Source organism: Bacillus sp. RC251, assembly GCF_044908765.1.
In the GTDB taxonomy this organism is placed as follows: domain Bacteria; phylum Bacillota; class Bacilli; order Bacillales; family Bacillaceae_G; genus Bacillus_A; species Bacillus_A wiedmannii.
This window is the reverse complement of the sequence record NZ_JBIYDP010000002.1, coordinates 473,368-494,078: the sequence shown is the minus strand read 5'-3', so window position 1 is coordinate 494,078 and position 20,711 is coordinate 473,368. Positions and strand designations below refer to the sequence as shown.

Genomic DNA, 20,711 nt, shown 5'->3' with positions numbered 1-20,711 from the left:
TTCTTATTTTTGTTTTTGCATATAAAAATACTGTTGTAAATAAAATGCGATACTGAAAATTAACATACCAAATACAAATATATTTCCAAATGAACTAAATGTTTCAAAAACGAATAATAACGTTTCTTGTCCGAAGAAAGCAAATAATAGTTGTGTAAATGCGAATAGCAATGCCAATATATAATGATGTTGATGGAATAAATAATGTGTTGCACCTAAAAAAGCGATAAACGAAATAATGAAAATCCACCAATTTTCTAAAAACAGTTGCCAATTAGTAAATTGATATCCATTTACTAATATCGCAATAATTCCTATAACAGCCATCGTTGGCACACTCCAAAATAATGCTCGCCCTCTAAAGAAGCGTGTTCCTTTAACATCACCTTTTTCATGTGCAATGTATGTGAGTACTACCGTACTTATGTACAAAACTGAAAGAATTGTTAAAACGATAATAAGCCAAAAATGTAATTGATAATACTCATGCTCTATGTTTGTCACGATAGCCGCTAACATACACGGGATTAACATTCCAGTCCAACCATCTACTTTTCTTTCATTCCAAAACACTGTGTTACCAATCCGTATCCCTAACAACATAAAAATAATGATACCTAGTACAAATAATGTCGTTTTATTCCCTACTAAACTCGTCGAGAAAGCAATTAATCCAATAAATAAAAAGAGCACAAACCCATTCATAATTTCTAATACAGGTGATAAATATCTTTTCACCCATTTATATGTTTCGTCATATTCGTGATTATCTACTAAACGGTAGGCATAAAAACTTATCCCAAAATACACCGCCGCAATAATAACATACGCATATAAGACGAAACACAACATTGCACTGCTAATTTGCACGTAATTCCCCACCCTTTTTTCTATGTTTCACCTTGATTTTACACACTTTCTACACGAAATGTAAACATATATAAGCTAGTTAACTAATCATCTTCTCAATAAGCGATAATGAATAATGAGCAGCGGCTCAAAACCGCTGCTCATTACTTTATCCATTTGTATGCCAATGTGTATCCAAAACAAATATGAAAGATGTTTTCGTCTTGGAACTAACAAGTACCAACTGTAAGTTTTTTCAAAGTTGGCGAGCGAGTTTACTTTCTAGTTCCTTTCCACTTTACATATTGATCTAAAAATACGATAGCTTTCTCAATAACCTCTTCATCTGGTTTTAATTTTGCATGGTGTAAACCATATTCTGAATTTACCCCAAGCCAAAACATAAATCCAGGAATCTCTTGAAGCATATAACCAAAATCTTCCCCTGTCATTGCCTCAGTACATGTAATTACATTCATATCAGTTTGTTCACTTACAAACTGCATAAACTCTCTCGTTAATACCTCATGGTTATATACTTGATGATACATCGCTCCATAGTCAATAACAGCTTCACATTGGAAGGAAGCTTCTATACCTGCAACAATTGCCTCAATCCTACTTTTAACACGCCTCATTGATTCCACTGATAAAGTTCGAATCGTTCCTTCTAACCGAGACTTTTCTGCTATGATATTTTGAACTGTACCACCTGTTATTTTTCCGATTGTAATCACTGCACTATCAAGAGGATTCACATTACGACTAATAACGGATTGAAGTTGTGTAACAAGGTGACTTGCCGCTACAATCATATCATTTGCAGTATGCGGGTAGGCTGCATGTCCACCTTTCCCTTTCAAATCAACATATAACTCTGATGTATTTGCAAATAATAGCCCCTCTTTTGTGGCAATTGTTCCTACAGCGTATTCAGGTGCAATATGAAGACCAAGAATGATATTCGGCTTCCATTCTTTTAACTCTTCACTCTCTAACATAGGAAGAGCCCCTCCTGGCCCTTCTTCAGCTGGTTGGAATAGAAACACAAGGTCATCATCTATTCTTTCTGTTACGGCTGCTGTTAGAAGGCCTAAACCGATTGTTGTATGCAAATCGTGTCCACATGCATGCATCATTCCTTCATGAATAGAAGCAAACTCATATCCAGTTTCTTCAGTAATTGGCAAACCGTCTATATCTGCGCGATAACCGATAATTTTTTCTGGATTTTTTCCATTTACTTTAACAATGACACCCGTTTTCCATACTTTCACTTCCACATATTCATTCGAAAGCGTTCCGATGTAATCTAAAATATACTGTTGTGTTTTCCACTCTTTAAATCCAATTTCCGGTATTTTGTGTAAGTCTCTACGAATTTGAACGAATTTGCTTACTGCCATTTTTGCACCTCTATCTATAAAAAGCGCAAGAGCCTGTTATGCTCTTACGCTTTTTTTGTGTTTATTTCTCTGGGTTTAATTGACGAAGCTCTTGTTTAATTTCAGTTTTTGCTTTTGTCTTCTCATCAATCTCTTTAATTACACGTGCTGGAGTACCGGCAACAACTGTATATGGAGGTACATCTTCTGTTACAACAGCTCCTGCTGCTACAACTGCACCCTTACCTACTGTAACTCCCTCTAACACAACTACGTTTGCACCAATTACAACATCATCTTCAACGATAACTGGTTTTGCTGAAGGCGGCTCAATAACACCTGCAAGTACTGCACCTGCACCTACGTGACAGTTCTTACCAACAGTTGCACGTCCACCAAGTACCGCGTTCATGTCAATCATAGTACCTTCACCAATTACAGCACCGATATTAATTGTTGCATTCATCATAATAACAGCGTTGTCGCCGATTTCAACGTGATCACGAATAATCGCGCCTGGCTCAATACGAGCTTTAATACCTTTTAAATCAAGCATTGGAATTGCAGAATTACGACGGTCATTTTCAACAACGTAATCAGCAATGTGCTTGCTATTTTCATCAAGAATTGTCTTAATATCAGACCATTCTCCAAATAATACACCAGACTTTTTATTTACAAATGCTTGTACCGTTTCAGGGAATGTTACTTCTTTTAAATCCCCTTTTATGTATACCTTTACAGGAGTTTTCTTTTCACTTTTTTGAATAAACGAAATAATTTCGTTAGCGTCCATCATTTTCATTCTTGTTGCCTCCTAAATCCATTTATAATGTTACTCTACCAAACGATAGAGCGAGTAGCAAGATAATAATCCTATTTTTCCATTTGAATTTCTTCTATAATTTCTAAAAATGCCCTTACTTGCTTTAATTGTCTGGCCGATTCACTCGTCAATAACCATGTTTCTCTCGTTAATTGAACAGGTGTTTTATACATATTTTCCTGTACTTCTTTTAAAACAGTAGAAGGTAAAAGAGCATAACCTATACCATTTAAAACGAGTTGTTTGCAAGTCTCAATTTGATCAACCACAATTGTTCTCTTAGGTGGATTAGAAAATAAACCATACCACCAATTTTGTATTTGTCCATAATAAGTCGAATCACTTTTAAATTGAATAAATGGTCTATTTGTTTCTTTTAACATCGTAATATCTTTTATTTCTTTATCCACTAAATAAAGTTCATCTTCAAATAATTGTTGCTTCTGACCTTTATATTCTTGTGTTCCTCTCAATATAGCAACATGAACGTCCCCTTCATAAAATTGCTTTTGTACTTCACTACTCCAGCCAGTAAACAGCGATATTTTCACAGAAGGGTATTTATGTACAAACTTCTTCAAAACAGGAGGAAGCCAATATTGACCAATAACTGATGCAACAGCTATTTTTAACGTTCCGTGAGTTTCTGTTCTAAAAACAGCTAGCTCACTTTTAATATCCTCTTCCTTTTGCAGCATTTCTTTTGCATAATTTGCGACTTTTTCCCCTTCAGGTGTAATTGTCAATCCTTTTTGTGAGCGAATAAAAAACTTCATTCCCCATTGTTTCTCCATAGATTGTAATCGTTGACTAAGCGCAGGTTGTGAAACAAATAAACGTTCCGCCGCTTTTCTCATATTTGATTCCTGAGCTAACACAACCATCATTTGAAAATCATCAATTTGCAACTTTCTCCCTCTTTCCTTAGCTTCCATACACCTTATCTCAATAAGCTTTTCATCCTTAATTTAACTATATACTCTTATATTTTTTATCTTTTTAAATATAATACATACACAACTGATATGCACGAAAAAAAAGTGACTTCTCCGCTTCTATGAAGTCACTTTTCTCACATTATCGATTATGTTGCCTTACTTTTTTATTCAACAATTTTAAAATAGCCCGACGTGTTAAAATCCCCTCAAAATACCCATCTTCATTGACAGCGCAAATAAAAGGATGATCAATTGTCATTTCTAAAGCTTTTGCAAACGAATCTTCTAACTTAAGAACCGGAATGTCTTCCTTCATCACCTGTTCTACTTTCATTTCGTCAAGTCTTTCAAACTCAATACGTTCTAACCCTAACATACCATCTAAAATCATAGCAGTACTAATTAACCCATGCAATTTATACATCGGGTCCAAAACAGGTATCGCCGAATATCCAGATTTCACAAGAACGAGTAAAGCATGCTCTAAACCATTCCCCATTTGGACATGTGCTACTTTTTCTGATGAAATCATTAAATCTTTCACAAAAATTTGTTGAAACTCGTCTTTCGGAATACTAATCATATTACATCCCCCATTTTCCTACTTTTAATCACCGAATCTATTCATATTTTATGACAGCGTTTTCATATTATTATTTTGTCCTTACTTTATTTCAATAAAAACAAAATTACACAGCTATTTTAGCATACAACACAAAAAAAAGACTACCATCCCGGTAGTGCTTAATACCCCTTATTTTTTAATCTGTAAAATAACCTTGTGATTTTTTTATATTGTGTCACATCTGTCTGCTTTAAACCATTCTCAATATCTGTAATTTCCACAGCTAAAATTTCACTCGCATAATTTTGCTGAAATAGAATATCTAGTAACAAACTCTCTTCTTCTTCTGTTAAAACAAATTCCCTTTTCATATACCCCTCTCCTTATACTCGCATCGTTACTCTTATTATATATAATTTCCAACCTATTTAATAGATGTAATATTCAGTTTTTAACGAAGGATATATAAAAATTGTTTTTTATTTCGTATATCGATTTGCATAACTAAACGCCGCATAAGCATCTGGCTTAATTTTTGCCGTTAATCCCATCGCTTGAATTTTCGCTGTCATATCTAGAATAAATTCTTTTGTTAAACCATCATTTCCGATATCCAAGTGAATTTCCATTATAAATCCTGCTCCCTCTTGAGCATATGGATGCAATAAATCCCATATTGTTTGTATATGATTTGGAGTAAATAGGCATGCGATCTCTTGGCTAAACTGCGTTTCTAAATATATTTTCTCACGTAAAGTTGCTGGCTTATCTTTCACTGATTTATGGTGTAAACACCCCCAGGCACCTTTTCCAATGCGATGAATATGAATTGCCGTAATAAACCTCGTATCCTTTTGATGTGCTTGTGAGTCTGTCCCAATGGATAAGCGATATAAATTTCGTGGATCTTTTTCAATGAAACTACAAATACGGCTAAAGACCATATCAAAATTTAAATGTCTCTCTGAAACATTATAAAATGTATGTTCACCGGCCACATAGTCACGTCCTTTCAATTAGACAGACTTTTCGTATTTTCATTGTATGGGACAAAAATAAAAATTATAACTCCCTATCCTTTATTCGTTTCAATATTTCGAATTACATAATGGCAAACTTGGCACGTATAAATTACATTTTGATTCGATTGAGCTGTTAATACATGAATAATCTCAGCAGAATTGTGACATTTAGGACAAATCACAACTGGTAAACGTTCCATACAACACACCTCCTCGTTATTTTTATCTCGCTTTTGCTATCTGTAAACACCCAATTGGTGATGACTAATATTCAGTATAGGACGAAGAATCCCCACTGATTACAATTTCACTTTATTACCATTGTAGGAAAAATGAAAACTCCCTATACATATATGCTAAAAAGTAATAGAACTAAAAAAGGTGTTGCCATATGGCAACACCTTTTTTATATGTATCAAGAAATGATATCGTAAATCTCAATTGCAACCATATCGATATTATCGAATTGATACACTTGAGGTTTTTCACCTTGTTGATACACTTCTAACTCATACATTTCACTTTTATCGAAAAATTTCACGCTACATTTGCGCTCACCGTTCACTTCAAAATAGCGTTGTGCTACTTCACCGCTTTCAGCTTGTTCTTGTAGACTAACAAGTCGAGTTAAAATTCCTTGGAGTAGAGACATGAAATCTCTCCTTTCTCTGATCTTCCTACCAATAGGTTTTACAGCTATACTCATTCTATCCGTCATAACAGAAAAAATGTTCCACAGTCTAGGATAAAGGTTATTGGCCAGAAACTCAACTAAAAATTTGTCGAAATGCGAAGGAAAAAACAGAAAGAACATCTTTTCCCTTCTTTATTGCGATTTTTATACTGGAAGAATATAATAAAAAACAGAAAAAAGGAGGAATTACAATGAGAAAAATTGAGGTTTACACACAACCTGATTGTCCGCCATGTGTCATTGTGAAAGAATTTTTAAAGCATAATAACGTTGTATATGAAGAATTTGACGTAAAAAAAGACGCTGCTGCACGCAATCGTCTTTTATACGACTATGATTCGTATTCAACTCCAACAGTTGTAATTGATGGAGAAGTTGTTGCTGGTTTTCAAATTGAAAAATTACAACAGCTACTCAATATTGAATAAGAATAGGTAAAGACCTATTCTTATTTTTATCCCACTATTTGTGGGCAGTAATAGCCCGATTGGTGCGAGCTATTAATGAGTGAGAGATGAACATCCCCCACCAATTACAGTTTCACTTTATAATTGTTGTAATCGTTTTATTTCAGTTAAAAGTTCTTGGCTTTCATGATATCCGGCCAATTTCCATTTCCCTTGATCTCTTTGCAATGTTACAATTTGATATTGTCCACTTTTCGCCCGCTCATATACATATAAAATTTTATGCTCTTCATCATATGACATTTTCGTTTCTGAATGAAAAGAAAACGGCGCTTCTTTTGCTGGAAGTAAATATTCACCACTTTGTTTATCACTTCTACTATTTTCATCTGTAAATACTTGAAGGAAATTCTCTGTAAAATATGGTGATAACGTTTCTATCATCTTATTCATCGGCAAATGCTTCCCACGAATTGAAAATTGGGTTTCATAGCCTTTTTGTATCGTTGTAAACACTTCTTCCCGATCGACTTTCACTTCCTCTTTTCCTAAAACAGTTGTGACACTATAACCAACTAGAAAGGCAACGCATACAAATAGAACTAACCATATTCCATATTTCCTCATTTTTTCACCTTCCTTTTAAGAAAACTTGTCTTTGTAGTATTCATTGTAACAATGATTATGCAAAGACAGGGATGGTTTCGTTCGTAAAATCTTTACAACGATAGACAGCATTTTCATCACCATTTTCACTATTACCAATTTATGATAAAAACAAACAAAAAATGCACGAATCTCTTCGTGCATTAAAATAAAACATCTTCTTCATATAAATATTCATACGATAAATCTATAAATAAAAAGTTTTCATCATCAATTGGGAAGGAAAATGTTCGTACCATCTCACCGGTTTCAATATCAGCATATAAATCTGAAAGTCTTGCCTTATTCTCAAAACGCATTTTCATAATATTTTCTAGAAAATACGGACGCCAACTCCAGTTCTTCATATAATACTCAGGCATCACAATCCATTCCCCATCTTTTTTCATAACGTTTCCTGATTGTTGGAAACCATCTTCGTTACAAATAAATATGCGGAAACTACACTGTGATACACTTTGGCTAAATTGTAATAACCAATCATTTATATCTTCATTCTTTTTCTGTTTGGCTAGAACATCACCAATTCGATCACGTAACATTTCTGTTAAATTATAAATTTTTTGTAATTTCTTCTTCTCATGTTGAATAAATTGATGACACTCATTACCAAGTCGTTCTTTCAAAACATTCGTTTCAATAAAATCAGGTAAGCACTCTTTCAAATAATTCCCTTGATAATATCTACCACCGTTTTTCCAAGCATATTGTAGTTGATAAAAAGCATCTATTTCTTCATATAACAATGTTGCACCAATTCTTCTAGCAAGTAATGATAAAGAATATAAAATATCTTGATAAGATTGTAAAAGTGCAGTTTGCCTTAAGTTTGTTAAATCTACTTTTAAAATATCCGGTGCTAACACGCTAATACGTTCTAAATTACTTGTACCCGTTCCGACTTTATTAATCGAAATTTGAATACCATATGTACGATAATACATAAGCAAATGATTAAATTGCTCTATATCTTCTTTACATTCATGTTCTGTAATTTCTAAAACAATGTGTTTCAAATTTAAACCTTGCTCTTCATACATCAATAAAAGTTGAAGTAAACTTTCATCATCATCGTTCATTAATACGTTAGCATTCCGATGTATAAATAATAATAGTTTTTGATCACTTTCTAAATAACGATTTAAAGCTTTTTCTACTATAATGTTATCCGCTTCCAGTTGAAACTCACTCGGAATAGAATCATCATGAAAGAAAGACGCTAAACTTTGTATGCCCTCTTCTGTTTGAATACGTCCTACTACCTCATATCCAATTACAGTATGCTCATCAGCACTAAAAATAGCTTGATAATAAGGAAGGACTTTATCCAAGTTACTCATTACATCTAATGCATCTATCAATGTGCTTCCCTCCCTTTACTTTTCAAAAATTATAACATGATATTTACGGAAAAATAATAAAAAATCCCTTCAGTTTTCCTGAAGGGATTAGAGGGGTAAAATGCTAAGGGGAATTAGCAATTCTACTATGAAGAAAAAAGAGGTCTTAAATATAACGTATATATGACCTCTTGTAAATACTTTTCTTTCACATGTCACAATTCCGTCACATTTAACCGTGAGAATATGAATCAAACATTCATTTTCTTATCCCTTTTAAAATGGATATTGATGTAAATGTTGTCCTCCATCCATTGTCATGCAAGTTCCATTTATGTACGCAGCTTCATCTGAACATAAATAATAAGCTAGACCTGCAATTTCTTCTGGCGTGCCCAGTCTTCCAAGCGGAACACTTTGTATCGTACGCTTAGCCATTTCTTCTGAAATCCATAATTTATCAGCACCGCCCGTACGTTCAATTGGTCCTGGCGCGATAGCGTTAACTCGTATTCCATATTTACGGCCCCACTCAACAGCGAGTGTCTTCGTCATTGCTAATACTCCAGCCTTCGCAGCAGCCGAATGAATAACTCCCGGACCTGCATCCCATGCATATGTTGCTACCATGTTAATGATATTCCCTTTTATACCTTTTTCAATCCAATATTTTCCGACAGCATGGCTGCAGTAAAATGTACCGTTTAATACAATATTAATGACTGAATTCCAGCCATTCACGGATAAATCTTCTGCTGGACAAATAAAGTTTCCAGCTGCATTGTTTATTAAAACATCAATTCGTCCAAACTTCTCATCAATCTCTTCAATCATTTTCTGAATGTCATCAGTATTTCTTACATCCATTTGTACGGGTAATACTTGCCCCGGAAATTGTTCAATTTCCAACTTTGTTTCCTCTAGTTTTTCCTTTGTGCGTCCTGTAATAACAACTCGTGCCCCTTCTTTTGCAAAACGGGTCGCCATTCCTTTTCCCATTCCGCTCGATCCACCTGTTATAATAACTACCTTTTCTTTCACATACATCCCCTCCCAAAAATGAATACACATTCATTTTATCATTTTATTTAATAGAAATCTTTATATTTTTAAACTTTTCTGATATTTTAACGTAAAGAGGTTTCTTTTTATTCATTTTTTTCGTAATCTATACTACTTTTTTATTATTTAAAATATACTTTAAATAAACTGAAAGGAGATTTGAGTAACCTATAAATGTAACAACAACATGTGATATAAGTTAAATAGGTATACTCATATTTTTATGAAGAAAATTACAAGAAGAGATTTTTTTAAAGCTGGAATGCGCACTTGTCTATATTCATTTATAACCACTAGCATCGGATACTATTACGCTAAATATATTGAGCCTCATTTACTCTCTTTTACAGAGCATACACTTAAATCACAACTCATACCCAAAAGTTTTCATGGTATGAAGATTCTTCAATTTAGCGATTTACATCTCGGATACTATTTCTCTCTCCAACATTTATCTCAAATCGTTTCTAAAATTAATGCTGTAAAACCTGACATTGTTCTTTTCACTGGTGATCTCATTGATAATTATCAAACATATACTGACACTCCTTTCGTTCCATCTATTTTAAAAAATATACAAGCACCCTTCGGTAAATTTTCTATTTATGGTAACCATGATCACGGCGGATATGGAACGGAATACTACGAGCACATCATGCGTGAATCTGGATTTGAACTACTATTAAATAGCGAAAAGAGAATTCGTCTACTGGATAATAGTGAAATTTCAATTTTCGGTCTTGATGATATACTACTAGGCAAACCCAAAATAGAGAAGACACTACAGCACGCGAGGCAAAACACTTATAACATTGTTCTTGTTCACGAGCCAGATATTGCACCACAAATCGCTAAATATCCAGTTAACTTACAACTTTCTGGTCATAGCCATGGCGGACAAGTACAAATTCCCTTTTTAGGTGCTATTATTACCCCATCACTTGCTAAAAACTATGTTGAAGGTTTCTATACGATTCAAGATTTAGCTCTCTATGTCAATCGAGGTCTCGGCAGAACACGCGTCCCATTCCGATTTATGGCAAAACCTGAAATTACAATTTTTACGCTCCAACATTCGTAATAATTCGCCTATTTTCTTACATATCCTTTCTTGTACGCGCTCATCCACGTTTCATTTACCATATGATAAAAATGAGTCCAATAAAGGAGGTTTGTTCATGTATCCATATTATCAACCAATCCCAGTCCGTTCAGCACCTATTGGTCCAGTAGGCGACTCACGCTTCTTTCCGTTTTTTGGTGTTCCATTTCTAGCTGGGATTGCTGGTGGACTGCTCGGTGGAGCATTAGCTTTCGGTCCTAGACCGTATTACCCACCATATCCACCACCTTTCCCACCGCCAACACCTTATCCTTGTTATGGCGGACCTTGTCAACAACCATTCTATTATTAATGTACTCCAACAATTCTACCAATGTTATTCCCTCTCTTAACTGATCCATTAACATGCTTACAATAAAAACTATTCTCTCTACGCATCCTTCTATTTAGAGAATGTATAATAAGTAGAGAACAAAGTAAAAAAACCTCTTAAAAAAAGAGGTTTTTTTACTTTGTTCTCATTATTCAGCATCCGTGTTTTGATACGCCATCTTAAACAACTTCACTTGGCTATCAATTTCTTCTGTACTACTATTAATAACATAGTAGTACTCACCAGATTTATTCTGTTCACGTGTTTTCACATTATCAGCTAATATAAGTTGTAAAATCGCCTTAATTCTCGCCTTCATTTCAATATCTAATATCGGGAAAGATATTTCTACTCGCTTCTCCATATTCCGCGTCATCCAGTCAGCTGAAGATAAGTATATTTTCTCTTCTCCATTATGATGGAAATAATAAATTCGGCTATGTTCTAAATATCTCCCGACAACACTAACTACCCGAATATTTTCACTTACATTTGGAATACCAGGCCTTAAACAACACGTTCCTCGAACGATGAGCTCTACCTTTACTCCAGCTTGTGATGCTTCATACATTTTTTTGATTAATGGTTTATCTGTTAATGAATTCATCTTAGCGATAATATATCCATTTCCATATTGCCTATGATAACGGATTTCTTCATCTATTAAATCCATAAATTGCTCTCTTATATCAAATGGTGCAACCGATAAATGATGAAAATGTGGCTTGGTTGTATAACCACTCAAATAATTAAAGAAATTTGTTGCATCGACCCCAAAGTCTTTTCGTGATGTAATATACCCAAAATCAGTATATAACTTTGCTGTTGCGTCATTATAATTTCCAGTCCCGAGATGTACGAACCTTTCGATTTTTCCGTTTTTTCTTCTTACAACTAGCGTAATTTTACTATGTGTTTTCAAATGACTTACACCGTAAATAACGTGACAGCCTGCCTTTTCTAATTCTTTAGCCCAATGCACATTATTTTCTTCATCAAATCTTGCCTTCAATTCAACTAATACCGTAACTTGCTTCCCTTTTTCAGCTGCTACCTTTAGCGCCTGAATAATCGGCGAATCCCCACTTACTCGATATAATGTTTGTTTGATTGCAAGTACATTCGGATCGTCTGCCGCATCACGTACAAAATCAACTACTGGCTGAAATGATTCAAAAGGATGATGTAATAAAATATCATGCTCAATTGCTTTTTCGAATACATCTTCCGCATCCCCCAAGTCTTGAGGCCGTTGCGGAATAAGAGCCGGATATACTAGATGTTCATATAAAGGAGCTAGTTTTTTATATAAAGAAAATAGACATGTTAAATCTAATGGTCCATCCATTATATACACATCTTCATCTTTTACTTCCAACACCTCATATAATAATGCTAATACTCTTTCATCAATATGCTCTTTGCCAACTTCTAAACGTACAGCAGCTCCCCACTTACGCTTTTTTAATTCTTTTTCAATTACCTTTAATAAATCCCTCGCACCTTCTTCATGAATCGTTAAATCCGCATTGCGTGTAATACGGAAACGAGTAACAGACGATACTTTATATCCTGTAAATAATTTATGAGTAAAACCACTAATTACATCTTCTAATAAAATAAATTTATGCTTTTGCCCCTCACTCGGTAAAAATATGAAACGTTCAAGTAATGAAGGAACTTGTACAATTCCTAACTTCGTGCGGTTTTCTTCCTCCACTTGTTTCTCATCATATAAAAGAGTAGCTAAATTCAAACTTTTATTTAATAACATCGGAAATGGACGATATGCATCAATAGCTACAGGTGTTAACACTGGAAAAATCTGCTCATCAAAATACTCTTCTATAAATTCCCTCTGTTCTTTCGTCAAATCGTGGAATGTTAAACGTTCAATCCCCTCTAACTCCAGCGCTGGCAACACATAATTTTTAAACGTATCGTATTGTACAGTCATTAATTCATGGGCCTTTATCGCAATTTTATTTAATTGCTTTTTTGGTGTTAAGCCAGCCTTATTTTCTGGTTGGTTAAACCCAGCACTCACTTGATCCTTCAATCCTGCTACGCGTACCATAAAGAATTCATCTAAATTGGAACTGAAAATGCTAATAAACTTTAATCTTTCCAAGAGCGGATTTGTTTCATCCTGCGCTTCTTGTAGTACACGTTCATTAAATGCTAACCAACTTAATTCTCGATTATTGTAATAAGCTGTATCATTTAAATTTACTATATTCCCCATCAACATTTCCATCCTCTTCACACTTCCCCTGAAACTTTTTTACTATAATTTAGTTACTTTTATTTTAGCAAATTACAATATTCCAAGGTGTTAATTTTTTGTAAAGACATCCGTACAACTTAACGTGTTGATTCGAAGGATAAATTAATAGTCGTTTTCAACACTCTTTCCAGCTGCTTTTTTTGTTTTTCAGCTTGCACTTTTTCCGCTAATGCCGATTGCTCACATACAATTTTAAATGTTAATCCTTCTTTACTTTCTGTTATAGATATCGATTCAACAAGTGATCTTTGTCTTATATTCAGAGCTGCTGAAAACTGTAAAACAGCCCCTAATAGGCGGATTTTTTTTTGTTCATTTTTATCAAACCATCCTTCAAATGGGGACAAATGTTGTTTGAATAACATTTTTGATTTATAAGACGCAATAAGCGCTAATCTAACTCGCTCTTTATGCATCATCCCATCAATTGTTTTATTCGCTAATAAATAAAACGTATGTAAGCGGCTCGCTTCTTCGTCTATATATTTACCTATATTAAATACTTTCGCTGCTTGATGAAATACTTCCCAGTCTTTTACTGACATAGAAATCAGCCCCGTTTCTTCAAGTTGTTGACAAATGAGTCTTCCGTGTTTAATAAGCTGCATTACAAATTCCATATCCATTTCATATTCATGTGATAATAAATACAAACTTTCTTCGACTACGTTCGGATAATATGAAATCCCCAAATCTTTTGTCAACTCTTCATAGAAAACACCTTCTCGTAACCCTTTTCTACTTAACACAAATGCTGGTGCCTCTATAACATTAACAAGCGTATGAAAAACTTCGACTGCTGGAATAATTGTATCTGCTCGATCTTTTGCCAATCCTTCCAATTTTTGAAGTTCTATGAACGACAATGCTTCCAATTCTTCTTTCACATTTTTAATATCTTCTTCTTTCATTTTATATAAATGTACCCCTGCTATAGGATAACAAATTAAATTTTGATGGATTTTCACTAAGTTCCTCGCACTACCACCAATTGCAATAAGAGGCAATTTCTTATCAATTAACCATGGTAATGTTCGAAATTGATATTCTAAGTACGTTTGAATCTTTTCCAACTCGTCTTCAGTAGGTATATCCCCTTTAATAAATTGTTGCTTTAAAGAAAGTGCTCCAAAAGGAAAGCTATGGTACTCTAGAATCTCTCTATTTCGAAAATATGTAACTTCTGTACTTCCTCCACCAATATCTACTGTAATTCCTTCAGAGAACGAAGTTGAATTCATAACCGCTAAATAGCCGTAACGTGCTTCTTCATATTCTGATAAGACTCTAAGAGTAAAGTCTGTTTGTCCTTCAACCAGTTTTTTAATTGCCTCTTGATTCTCAGCCTGTCTAATTGTTGCAGTTGCAACACAAAGCACATGATGCAACTGGTGGAATCGTGTACTTTCTTGAAATTGAAATAACGTTTGTAACAATACCTCTATTCCTTCTTCATTCAACACACCATCAATTAAGTAATTCCTTAGCCGAGCAACCACTTTCGTATTTTCAATCTCCTTATAAAAACCTCCGTTTTGCTTTTCATAAATAACTAAACGCATTGTATTAGATCCAATATCTATAATGGCATATTGCTGTTTTAATATTTCTTTCAAACTTCTCACTCTTTCATTATCAAATTTCTAAAACACATTCTATTACTATTATACAAAATAGTTGTTTTTTGTAACAATATTGCTTTAATATTGAAAATATATACAATCACTTTTTGCATATAATAAAAACCTCTTTTATTTATGTTATAATAATGAAAAATTGAAAGGAGATTCAATATGAAACCTTCACAACCACAATCTCAATTACAAAACCAACATTCTATTAATCGACTAGCTCAATCTATTTTCGTTGTGAATCGTCATGCTAAAGCTGCAACTAATCCGAAGTATTTATACTGGTTAAAAAAGACGGCTTTAGAACGCTTAATTGCTGAAAAAAAAGCTATTAAAGAAGGATTACATTTTTCTAGAAATCCACGTTTTAGCCAACAACAATCTGATGTTCTTATACGTTTAGGTGATTATTTTTTCCATATTCCTCCTACCAAAGAAGATTTTCGAATCCTACCACATCTTGGTCATCTTGAATCCTCCTATCGAAATCCGAAAACAACCTTATCTTTAACAGTAGCAAAAAAAATACTTCAAGATTATATTGGTCCTGAAGCATTGAAACAAGAAAAAAAATTAAGTGAACCTGTTCCATGGTATAGTCGTACTTATACAAAAAAATAAAACAGTTTGGCCAATTGTAGGCCAAACTGTTTTATTTTTTCTCTTCTTTAATTTTAATATTTGCTTGTTTATAAAAAGCTATTTTTTCTGTATTATAAGATTTCGTAAATTCATTAAACTTGTCTTTTTCTGATTCAATATCCTTATAAGATTGATTTACTACTTTTACCTTTTCACTAATATCTTTTAATTTTGTACCTTTATCTTGTAACATTGTATATAATTCTTTTTCTTGTTTTAACGATTTATTATAGCTATCATACATCTTGTTAAATGAATCTTGTCGTTTCTCATATGTGCTTTTCACTTTACTTGCTTGATCTTTCAATTTCTTATCTTCAATTTTCTTCACATATTTATCTACTGATTTCACTTCTTCTTGTGCCTTATTTAAAGATTCTTTTTCTTTTTTTAGCACTTTTTCTCGTTCATCTGTATTTTTCACTGCTTGGTTCAGTTTTTCCTTAACAGCTTGATTATTATCTTTTCCTTCTTGAACAATCTGGTTATATAATTCTTGTCCTTCTTTCTCTAAAGTTTCAAGTTTCTTTGCATCTTCAAACATTGTTTTTTCTTGCTTTGCAGCATTTTCAAACGCAACATATAATTCCTCTTCTGGTTTCGGCCCGAAACAACCGGCTAATAAAGTCATTGATAATGCAGTTACAATTGCTAATTTACTATACTTCAACATCTTTTTCCTCCTACTTATATACGATCATCGTGTAAAAAGCTATGAAAATTATATACCCTTCTATAAACTCCACACTCGCACCTTTTTTACGAAAATCATTGATATTATTTATTATACTTGTCAAATTGTATTACTTGAAATTACATTTTACGTCTTTGAACTCAATAGCAATTTCGTATCCATCTTTACATATACTTTTACTTGGTACTTTTTAAAACTTGTTCATACTATGTATTACATAAAAGTACAACGGAATTCATCACAGCCATAATAATTTGAAGAACAACAGTAATAATTCACCTGATAAAAGATGTTCGTTGTTCTCTCACGTCTATCATTCTATCATTCCCTTTCCGCTTTCTATCAAATAATTTCTTTGTTCATTTTACACAGTTTAAATGCTAACTTGCAACAACTTACAATTATTCTTGTCATTCCCTAAAAAGGAAAAGTGTAGAGCATGCTTCCCTCTACACTTTTAAAATGAAACACATTGTGCAAATGCATTGACACATCCATCATAATTATATGCTTATTCCATATATTTTTAAAGACTTTTATTACAATAAAAGTTCTTTTTGTAATAAAAGTCAAAAAAATGTTACATTAAAAACTTCTTCATATCATATTTCTTTAAATCAAAGTTTCACTCATTTTCTTACAAACCCCTATGCTGGTACAATTGATTTTGTGCCTTTCTTAACAATTCTTCAAAAGTTTTTCCTCCTATTGGATAACTAGCAGCTCCAAATAATAGCGTCATACTTAACAAACCATTTTCTATTTCACTTTCAATATTTTTCATTAATCGATTTGTTATTGTCGACTTTTCATGTCCGTTATCAATCGCCACAATAACATACTTATTTTCATCCCACCTAGTAACGACATCTCCTTTACGAATTGTCTTTACAATCGTACTCTCCAATTTTTGTACTAACACCTCCATTTTTTTTTCTTGCACTGTTTCTTTTAGTTCTTTCCATTCTTTCACAGAAAGAATGTACACTGTAATATTATGAGAATCCCGTTCTGATAAAGCAGCTACTTTCTCAAAGAAATCAACTACAAAATCATTACTTGCCATTCCCCCTACTTCCGTATCCATACGCCCACTCGCTCTTTTATCATACCAATGTCCAAAATAATAGCTGAGTATCATTTGCAATATATAAATAATAAAGACGGTATAAAATGATCGCGAATCCAGTTTTGTAATTACATCCTGAAGCGCAATCCATTCTGTAACTGCCACTGTATTCCCAAGTAATAACCCACTAATTTTCCCTTTATGTTTCATACTTCTCCTCCTTTCTATACCAATATATGTTTCTATAACAATTATGTTTTTCTACAAAATAAAAAATGTACATATTGAGTGTACATTTCCGCTTAAGCTTGTCTACCATTTCTATTCTATTTCATATATATACTATATATCGTTTTAGAAAGAGGTGACTTATATGCTACAAAAAGAGAATCTATCAGATATTATACGTTTACTAGCAGGTTTTCTATTATCATTAAAATTACTGTTTAATTCTTTCGGAGTGAACTTTATTACAAACGATCAAATTGATGCTATTGTAAATGTTGCTTCCTTTCTTTTCATTTTATATTTTGGTTATAAAAATAATTATGTAGGAAAAAAAGGAATGGAGCAAAAAAAAGTACTCAAAAAACACAATCTTCATTAAAAAAGGAACCTTTCTTACAGGTTCCTTTTTATCATTGCCGCACAACAACTTCATTTGTTTGCAGTGGACCATATGATACTCCTTTATATTGAAATGTATATGTAGCCTGAAATAATGCGTTTTTAAGTGCTTTATCTTTATTTGCTTTTATTTTACAAATTAGTTCTACCTTCTCATTCGGTAATAAATTATCAATCCGCCACCTTACAAGCTGGAACAGGAACTCACTCATCCCCTTATCAGCCTTTAATGAGTTTGGAATATAGGCAAAATAATCTCGAATCATATGACTTACTACAACTCGTGAAATCATTTCCATTCCTTTATTTTCAACTTCAATTCGAATAATAAGTATGTCATTTACATCATAGGTCAGTTCATATGAAAATTTTTCTTTATACATACTACGGATTTGCAATGTAACTGCTACATTAGGACATTCGTTTTCTTTTTTTGAGCCATCAATCCATAACACCGGTTGTAGCGGCATTGAACGCCTACCTTGATCTGAAATTCGTTTCCATATTTTCATAATAATATTCACCCCATTTCAGATGCATCATATCCATACGACCTTATTCTGCCTCTCCACACAATATTAATAAAGCTTGTTACAAACGATATATAGTTATTACTCTTTCTTTTATCCTATTCGACAATATAAAGAAAAAACCATTTTTCCTCTGTTAACAGAAGGTATTCTTACTGAAATATTTTTTTACAATTTCCTTCATTGACTTTACACCAATACTAAGTATTGCTCACTCTTTCTCTGTCCATACAACTGAATATTTTGGCGAAAGAAAAAGTTTGCCTTTTAGTCAAATTTGACTATAATATTCTTTATGGCTTTGTCAGTGCACTTATGTAAATTAATTTAAAAAACTATATTTCAAATTTTTATGCGCTGCACTCAAAACTTCATATAGTTTACTTATTATTAAAGGAGGGTTATATTTGGAATCTCAATTATCAAAAAAAGACTCCAACAATACAAAATTTGTTGTTGCAGGTTTATTACTTGGTATTTTAATGGCGGCAATGGATAATACAATCGTTGCAACAGCAATGGCAACGATTGTTGGAGACCTAGGAGGATTTGACAAGTTTGTTTGGGTCACGTCTGCATATATGGTAGCAACAATGGCAGGGATGCCTATATTCGGAAAACTTTCTGATATGTACGGACGGAAACGCTTTTATATTGGTGGTCTCATTCTTTTCTTATTCGGTTCTGCACTTTGCGGGACAGCATCTAGTATTGAGCAACTAAGTATTTATAGAGCAATTCAAGGGATCGGTGGCGGTGCTCTTATGCCTATCGCCTTCACGATTATGTACGATATATTCCCACCAGAAAAGCGCGGAAAAATGACAGGGCTATTTGGTGCGGTTTTCGGAACATCTAGTGTATTTGGCCCTTTATTAGGTGCTTATATTACAGACTATATAAGTTGGCATTGGGTCTTCTATATTAATATTCCATTAGGAATTATCTCCTTCTTCTTCATTACTAAATACTACAGTGAATCTCTAGAATTTAGAAAACAAAAAATTGATTGGGCTGGTGCCATTACGCTTGTTATTAGTATCGTTTGCTTAATGTTCGCCTTAGAACTTGGTGGTAAAGAATACGCATGGAATTCCACTGTAATTATCGGTTTATTTATAACAGTTGTTATTATGCTCATTATTTTCTTCTTCATAGAACGAAAAGCAACGGAGCCTATCATTTCTTTCCATCTTTTTAAAAAACCTTTATTCGCAGCTAGCCAAGGCGTTGCCTTTTTCTATGGTGCCGCTTTTATTATCTGTACAGTTTATATTCCAATCTTCGTTCAAGGTGTTCTCGGCGGTTCAGCCTCCAATGCTGGATTAATTTTAACACCTATGATGGTTGGCTCTGTAATTGGAAGTCAAACAGGTGGACAGTTAGCTTCACGAACAAGTTATCGTAACATCATGATCGTATCTGGCGTTTTCTTTGTAATTGGTATTTATTTACTAAGTACTTTAACGATGGATACACCTCGTCTACTTGTAACACTATTTATGGTTCTCACTGGACTTGGAGTTGGTTTCTCGTTCTCAGTTTTAAGTATGTCTTCTATCCACAAGTTAGAAATGCGAGATCGTGGTTCTGCTACATCAACAAACTCATTCTTCCGTTCACTCGGTATGACTCTTGGTGTAACAATTTTCGGTACCATTCAAAATCATATTTTTACAGATAAATTAAGCACGGTGTTCCCTCCTGAACTAGCTAAATTAGCTCCACAAGGCGGAGACACAAGTTTCTTATTATCACAAGGTGCTACCGAGAAGATTCCAGCTGAAATATTAACTGGTATTAAAGAGGCTCTAGCTACCTCTATTGCCAGCACATTCTTCTGGGCACTTATCCCGGCTGTACTAAGTATTATTTGTATTTTACTTATGGGAAATGAACGACTCTTTACAGGTCCAAAAACGAAACAAAAACAAAAACAAAAGCAAGTAAGTTAGTATAGAAAAAAGAAGCGGCATACCCTTTATGAAAAAGGGTATGCCGCTTATAATATATAAAGTAAATTTTTGATCAGTAAGGAACC

At 33.6% G+C, this 20,711-nt stretch carries 23 protein-coding genes; 6 read left to right on the top strand and 17 right to left on the bottom strand.

Annotated features, from left to right (window positions below):
- Positions 1–3: 3 nt before the first annotated feature.
- The 9 genes from ABH961_RS12570 to ABH961_RS12530 all read right to left on the bottom strand — a co-directional run bounded on the left by ABH961_RS12570 (position 4) and on the right by ABH961_RS12530 (position 6,237).
- On the bottom strand, positions 4–870 hold the full coding sequence (locus ABH961_RS12570) for a hypothetical protein (protein ID WP_046956446.1): 867 nt from the start codon (positions 868–870) through the stop codon (positions 4–6).
- Between the two features lie 254 nt (positions 871–1,124).
- On the bottom strand, positions 1,125–2,255 hold the full coding sequence (locus ABH961_RS12565) for an N-acetyldiaminopimelate deacetylase (RefSeq protein WP_098079028.1): 1,131 nt from the start codon (positions 2,253–2,255) through the stop codon (positions 1,125–1,127).
- 61 nt (positions 2,256–2,316) lie between these two features.
- Positions 2,317–3,039 (bottom strand): 2,3,4,5-tetrahydropyridine-2,6-dicarboxylate N-acetyltransferase, encoded by a 723-nt coding sequence (dapD, locus tag ABH961_RS12560; protein WP_048546141.1) that lies wholly within the window; start codon positions 3,037–3,039, stop codon positions 2,317–2,319.
- A 71-nt stretch (positions 3,040–3,110) separates the two neighbouring features.
- A complete protein-coding gene (locus tag ABH961_RS12555; RefSeq protein ID WP_002008407.1) occupies positions 3,111–3,995 on the bottom strand; it encodes a transcriptional regulator CcpC in 885 nt (294 codons plus the stop codon).
- 142 nt (positions 3,996–4,137) lie between these two features.
- On the bottom strand, positions 4,138–4,581 hold the full coding sequence (cbpB, locus tag ABH961_RS12550) for a cyclic-di-AMP-binding protein CbpB (RefSeq protein WP_000623572.1): 444 nt from the start codon (positions 4,579–4,581) through the stop codon (positions 4,138–4,140).
- 161 nt (positions 4,582–4,742) lie between these two features.
- Positions 4,743–4,934 carry an antirepressor AbbA gene (gene abbA / locus ABH961_RS12545; protein WP_048546142.1) on the bottom strand — a complete coding sequence of 64 codons (192 nt, stop codon included), beginning with the start codon at positions 4,932–4,934 and terminating at the stop codon, positions 4,743–4,745.
- A gap of 108 nt (positions 4,935–5,042) precedes the next feature.
- On the bottom strand, positions 5,043–5,561 hold the full coding sequence (locus ABH961_RS12540) for a ribonuclease H-like YkuK family protein (RefSeq protein WP_098079026.1): 519 nt from the start codon (positions 5,559–5,561) through the stop codon (positions 5,043–5,045).
- A gap of 74 nt (positions 5,562–5,635) precedes the next feature.
- Positions 5,636–5,785, bottom strand: coding sequence for a hypothetical protein (locus tag ABH961_RS12535; RefSeq protein ID WP_000440533.1), 150 nt, complete (start codon positions 5,783–5,785; stop codon positions 5,636–5,638).
- A gap of 215 nt (positions 5,786–6,000) precedes the next feature.
- A complete protein-coding gene (locus ABH961_RS12530) occupies positions 6,001–6,237 on the bottom strand; it encodes a YkuJ family protein (RefSeq protein ID WP_000055151.1) in 237 nt (78 codons plus the stop codon).
- Between the two features lie 233 nt (positions 6,238–6,470).
- Here ABH961_RS12530 and ABH961_RS12525 point away from each other — a divergent pair, with 233 nt between their 5' ends.
- Positions 6,471–6,707 carry a glutaredoxin family protein gene (locus tag ABH961_RS12525; RefSeq protein WP_001225788.1) on the top strand — a complete coding sequence of 79 codons (237 nt, stop codon included), beginning with the start codon at positions 6,471–6,473 and terminating at the stop codon, positions 6,705–6,707.
- A gap of 117 nt (positions 6,708–6,824) precedes the next feature.
- Here ABH961_RS12525 and ABH961_RS12520 read toward each other — a convergent pair whose 3' ends face one another.
- From ABH961_RS12520 to fadH, 3 genes are all read right to left on the bottom strand, one after another.
- Entirely contained in the window at positions 6,825–7,313 is a 489-nt protein-coding gene (locus ABH961_RS12520; protein WP_001233813.1) for a DUF3993 domain-containing protein, read from the bottom strand.
- A gap of 182 nt (positions 7,314–7,495) precedes the next feature.
- Positions 7,496–8,713 carry an EAL domain-containing protein gene (locus ABH961_RS12515; RefSeq protein ID WP_000564300.1) on the bottom strand — a complete coding sequence of 406 codons (1,218 nt, stop codon included), beginning with the start codon at positions 8,711–8,713 and terminating at the stop codon, positions 7,496–7,498.
- Between the two features lie 255 nt (positions 8,714–8,968).
- Positions 8,969–9,733 carry a 2,4-dienoyl-CoA reductase gene (gene fadH, locus ABH961_RS12510; RefSeq protein ID WP_000660912.1) on the bottom strand — a complete coding sequence of 255 codons (765 nt, stop codon included), beginning with the start codon at positions 9,731–9,733 and terminating at the stop codon, positions 8,969–8,971.
- A 244-nt stretch (positions 9,734–9,977) separates the two neighbouring features.
- Between fadH and ABH961_RS12505 the strand changes: the two genes are divergently transcribed.
- Positions 9,978–10,835: a metallophosphoesterase gene (locus ABH961_RS12505; RefSeq protein WP_048546146.1), complete on the top strand. Its 858-nt coding sequence runs from the start codon at positions 9,978–9,980 to the stop codon at positions 10,833–10,835.
- Positions 10,836–10,932: 97 nt separating this feature from the next.
- Positions 10,933–11,169 (top strand): hypothetical protein, encoded by a 237-nt coding sequence (locus ABH961_RS12500; protein ID WP_000283744.1) that lies wholly within the window; start codon positions 10,933–10,935, stop codon positions 11,167–11,169.
- A 169-nt stretch (positions 11,170–11,338) separates the two neighbouring features.
- Here ABH961_RS12500 and ABH961_RS12495 read toward each other — a convergent pair whose 3' ends face one another.
- Together ABH961_RS12495 and ppx are read right to left on the bottom strand one after the other, a co-directional pair.
- Positions 11,339–13,447 (bottom strand): polyphosphate kinase, encoded by a 2,109-nt coding sequence (locus ABH961_RS12495; protein WP_000425559.1) that lies wholly within the window; start codon positions 13,445–13,447, stop codon positions 11,339–11,341.
- A gap of 107 nt (positions 13,448–13,554) precedes the next feature.
- Complete coding sequence (ppx, locus tag ABH961_RS12490) at positions 13,555–15,102, bottom strand: exopolyphosphatase (protein ID WP_303740896.1); 1,548 nt, start codon at positions 15,100–15,102, stop codon at positions 13,555–13,557.
- A 168-nt stretch (positions 15,103–15,270) separates the two neighbouring features.
- On the opposite strand from ppx, the gene ABH961_RS12485 reads away from it, so the two are divergent.
- On the top strand, positions 15,271–15,729 hold the full coding sequence (locus ABH961_RS12485) for a YkyB family protein (protein ID WP_048546151.1): 459 nt from the start codon (positions 15,271–15,273) through the stop codon (positions 15,727–15,729).
- A 31-nt stretch (positions 15,730–15,760) separates the two neighbouring features.
- Here ABH961_RS12485 and ABH961_RS12480 read toward each other — a convergent pair whose 3' ends face one another.
- Both ABH961_RS12480 and ABH961_RS12475 read right to left on the bottom strand, forming a co-directional pair.
- On the bottom strand, positions 15,761–16,423 hold the full coding sequence (locus tag ABH961_RS12480) for a YkyA family protein (RefSeq protein ID WP_048546152.1): 663 nt from the start codon (positions 16,421–16,423) through the stop codon (positions 15,761–15,763).
- 658 nt (positions 16,424–17,081) lie between these two features.
- A complete protein-coding gene (locus ABH961_RS12475) occupies positions 17,082–17,723 on the bottom strand; it encodes a diguanylate cyclase domain-containing protein (RefSeq protein ID WP_098079023.1) in 642 nt (213 codons plus the stop codon).
- Positions 17,724–17,886: 163 nt separating this feature from the next.
- Here ABH961_RS12475 and ABH961_RS12470 point away from each other — a divergent pair, with 163 nt between their 5' ends.
- Complete coding sequence (locus ABH961_RS12470; protein ID WP_048546155.1) at positions 17,887–18,120, top strand: SPP1 phage holin family protein; 234 nt, start codon at positions 17,887–17,889, stop codon at positions 18,118–18,120.
- A 31-nt stretch (positions 18,121–18,151) separates the two neighbouring features.
- Here ABH961_RS12470 and ABH961_RS12465 read toward each other — a convergent pair whose 3' ends face one another.
- Complete coding sequence (locus tag ABH961_RS12465; protein WP_000708184.1) at positions 18,152–18,652, bottom strand: hypothetical protein; 501 nt, start codon at positions 18,650–18,652, stop codon at positions 18,152–18,154.
- 425 nt (positions 18,653–19,077) lie between these two features.
- Between ABH961_RS12465 and ABH961_RS12460 the strand changes: the two genes are divergently transcribed.
- Complete coding sequence (locus ABH961_RS12460; protein WP_404519457.1) at positions 19,078–20,625, top strand: MDR family MFS transporter; 1,548 nt, start codon at positions 19,078–19,080, stop codon at positions 20,623–20,625.
- Positions 20,626–20,711: the final 86 nt, after the last annotated feature.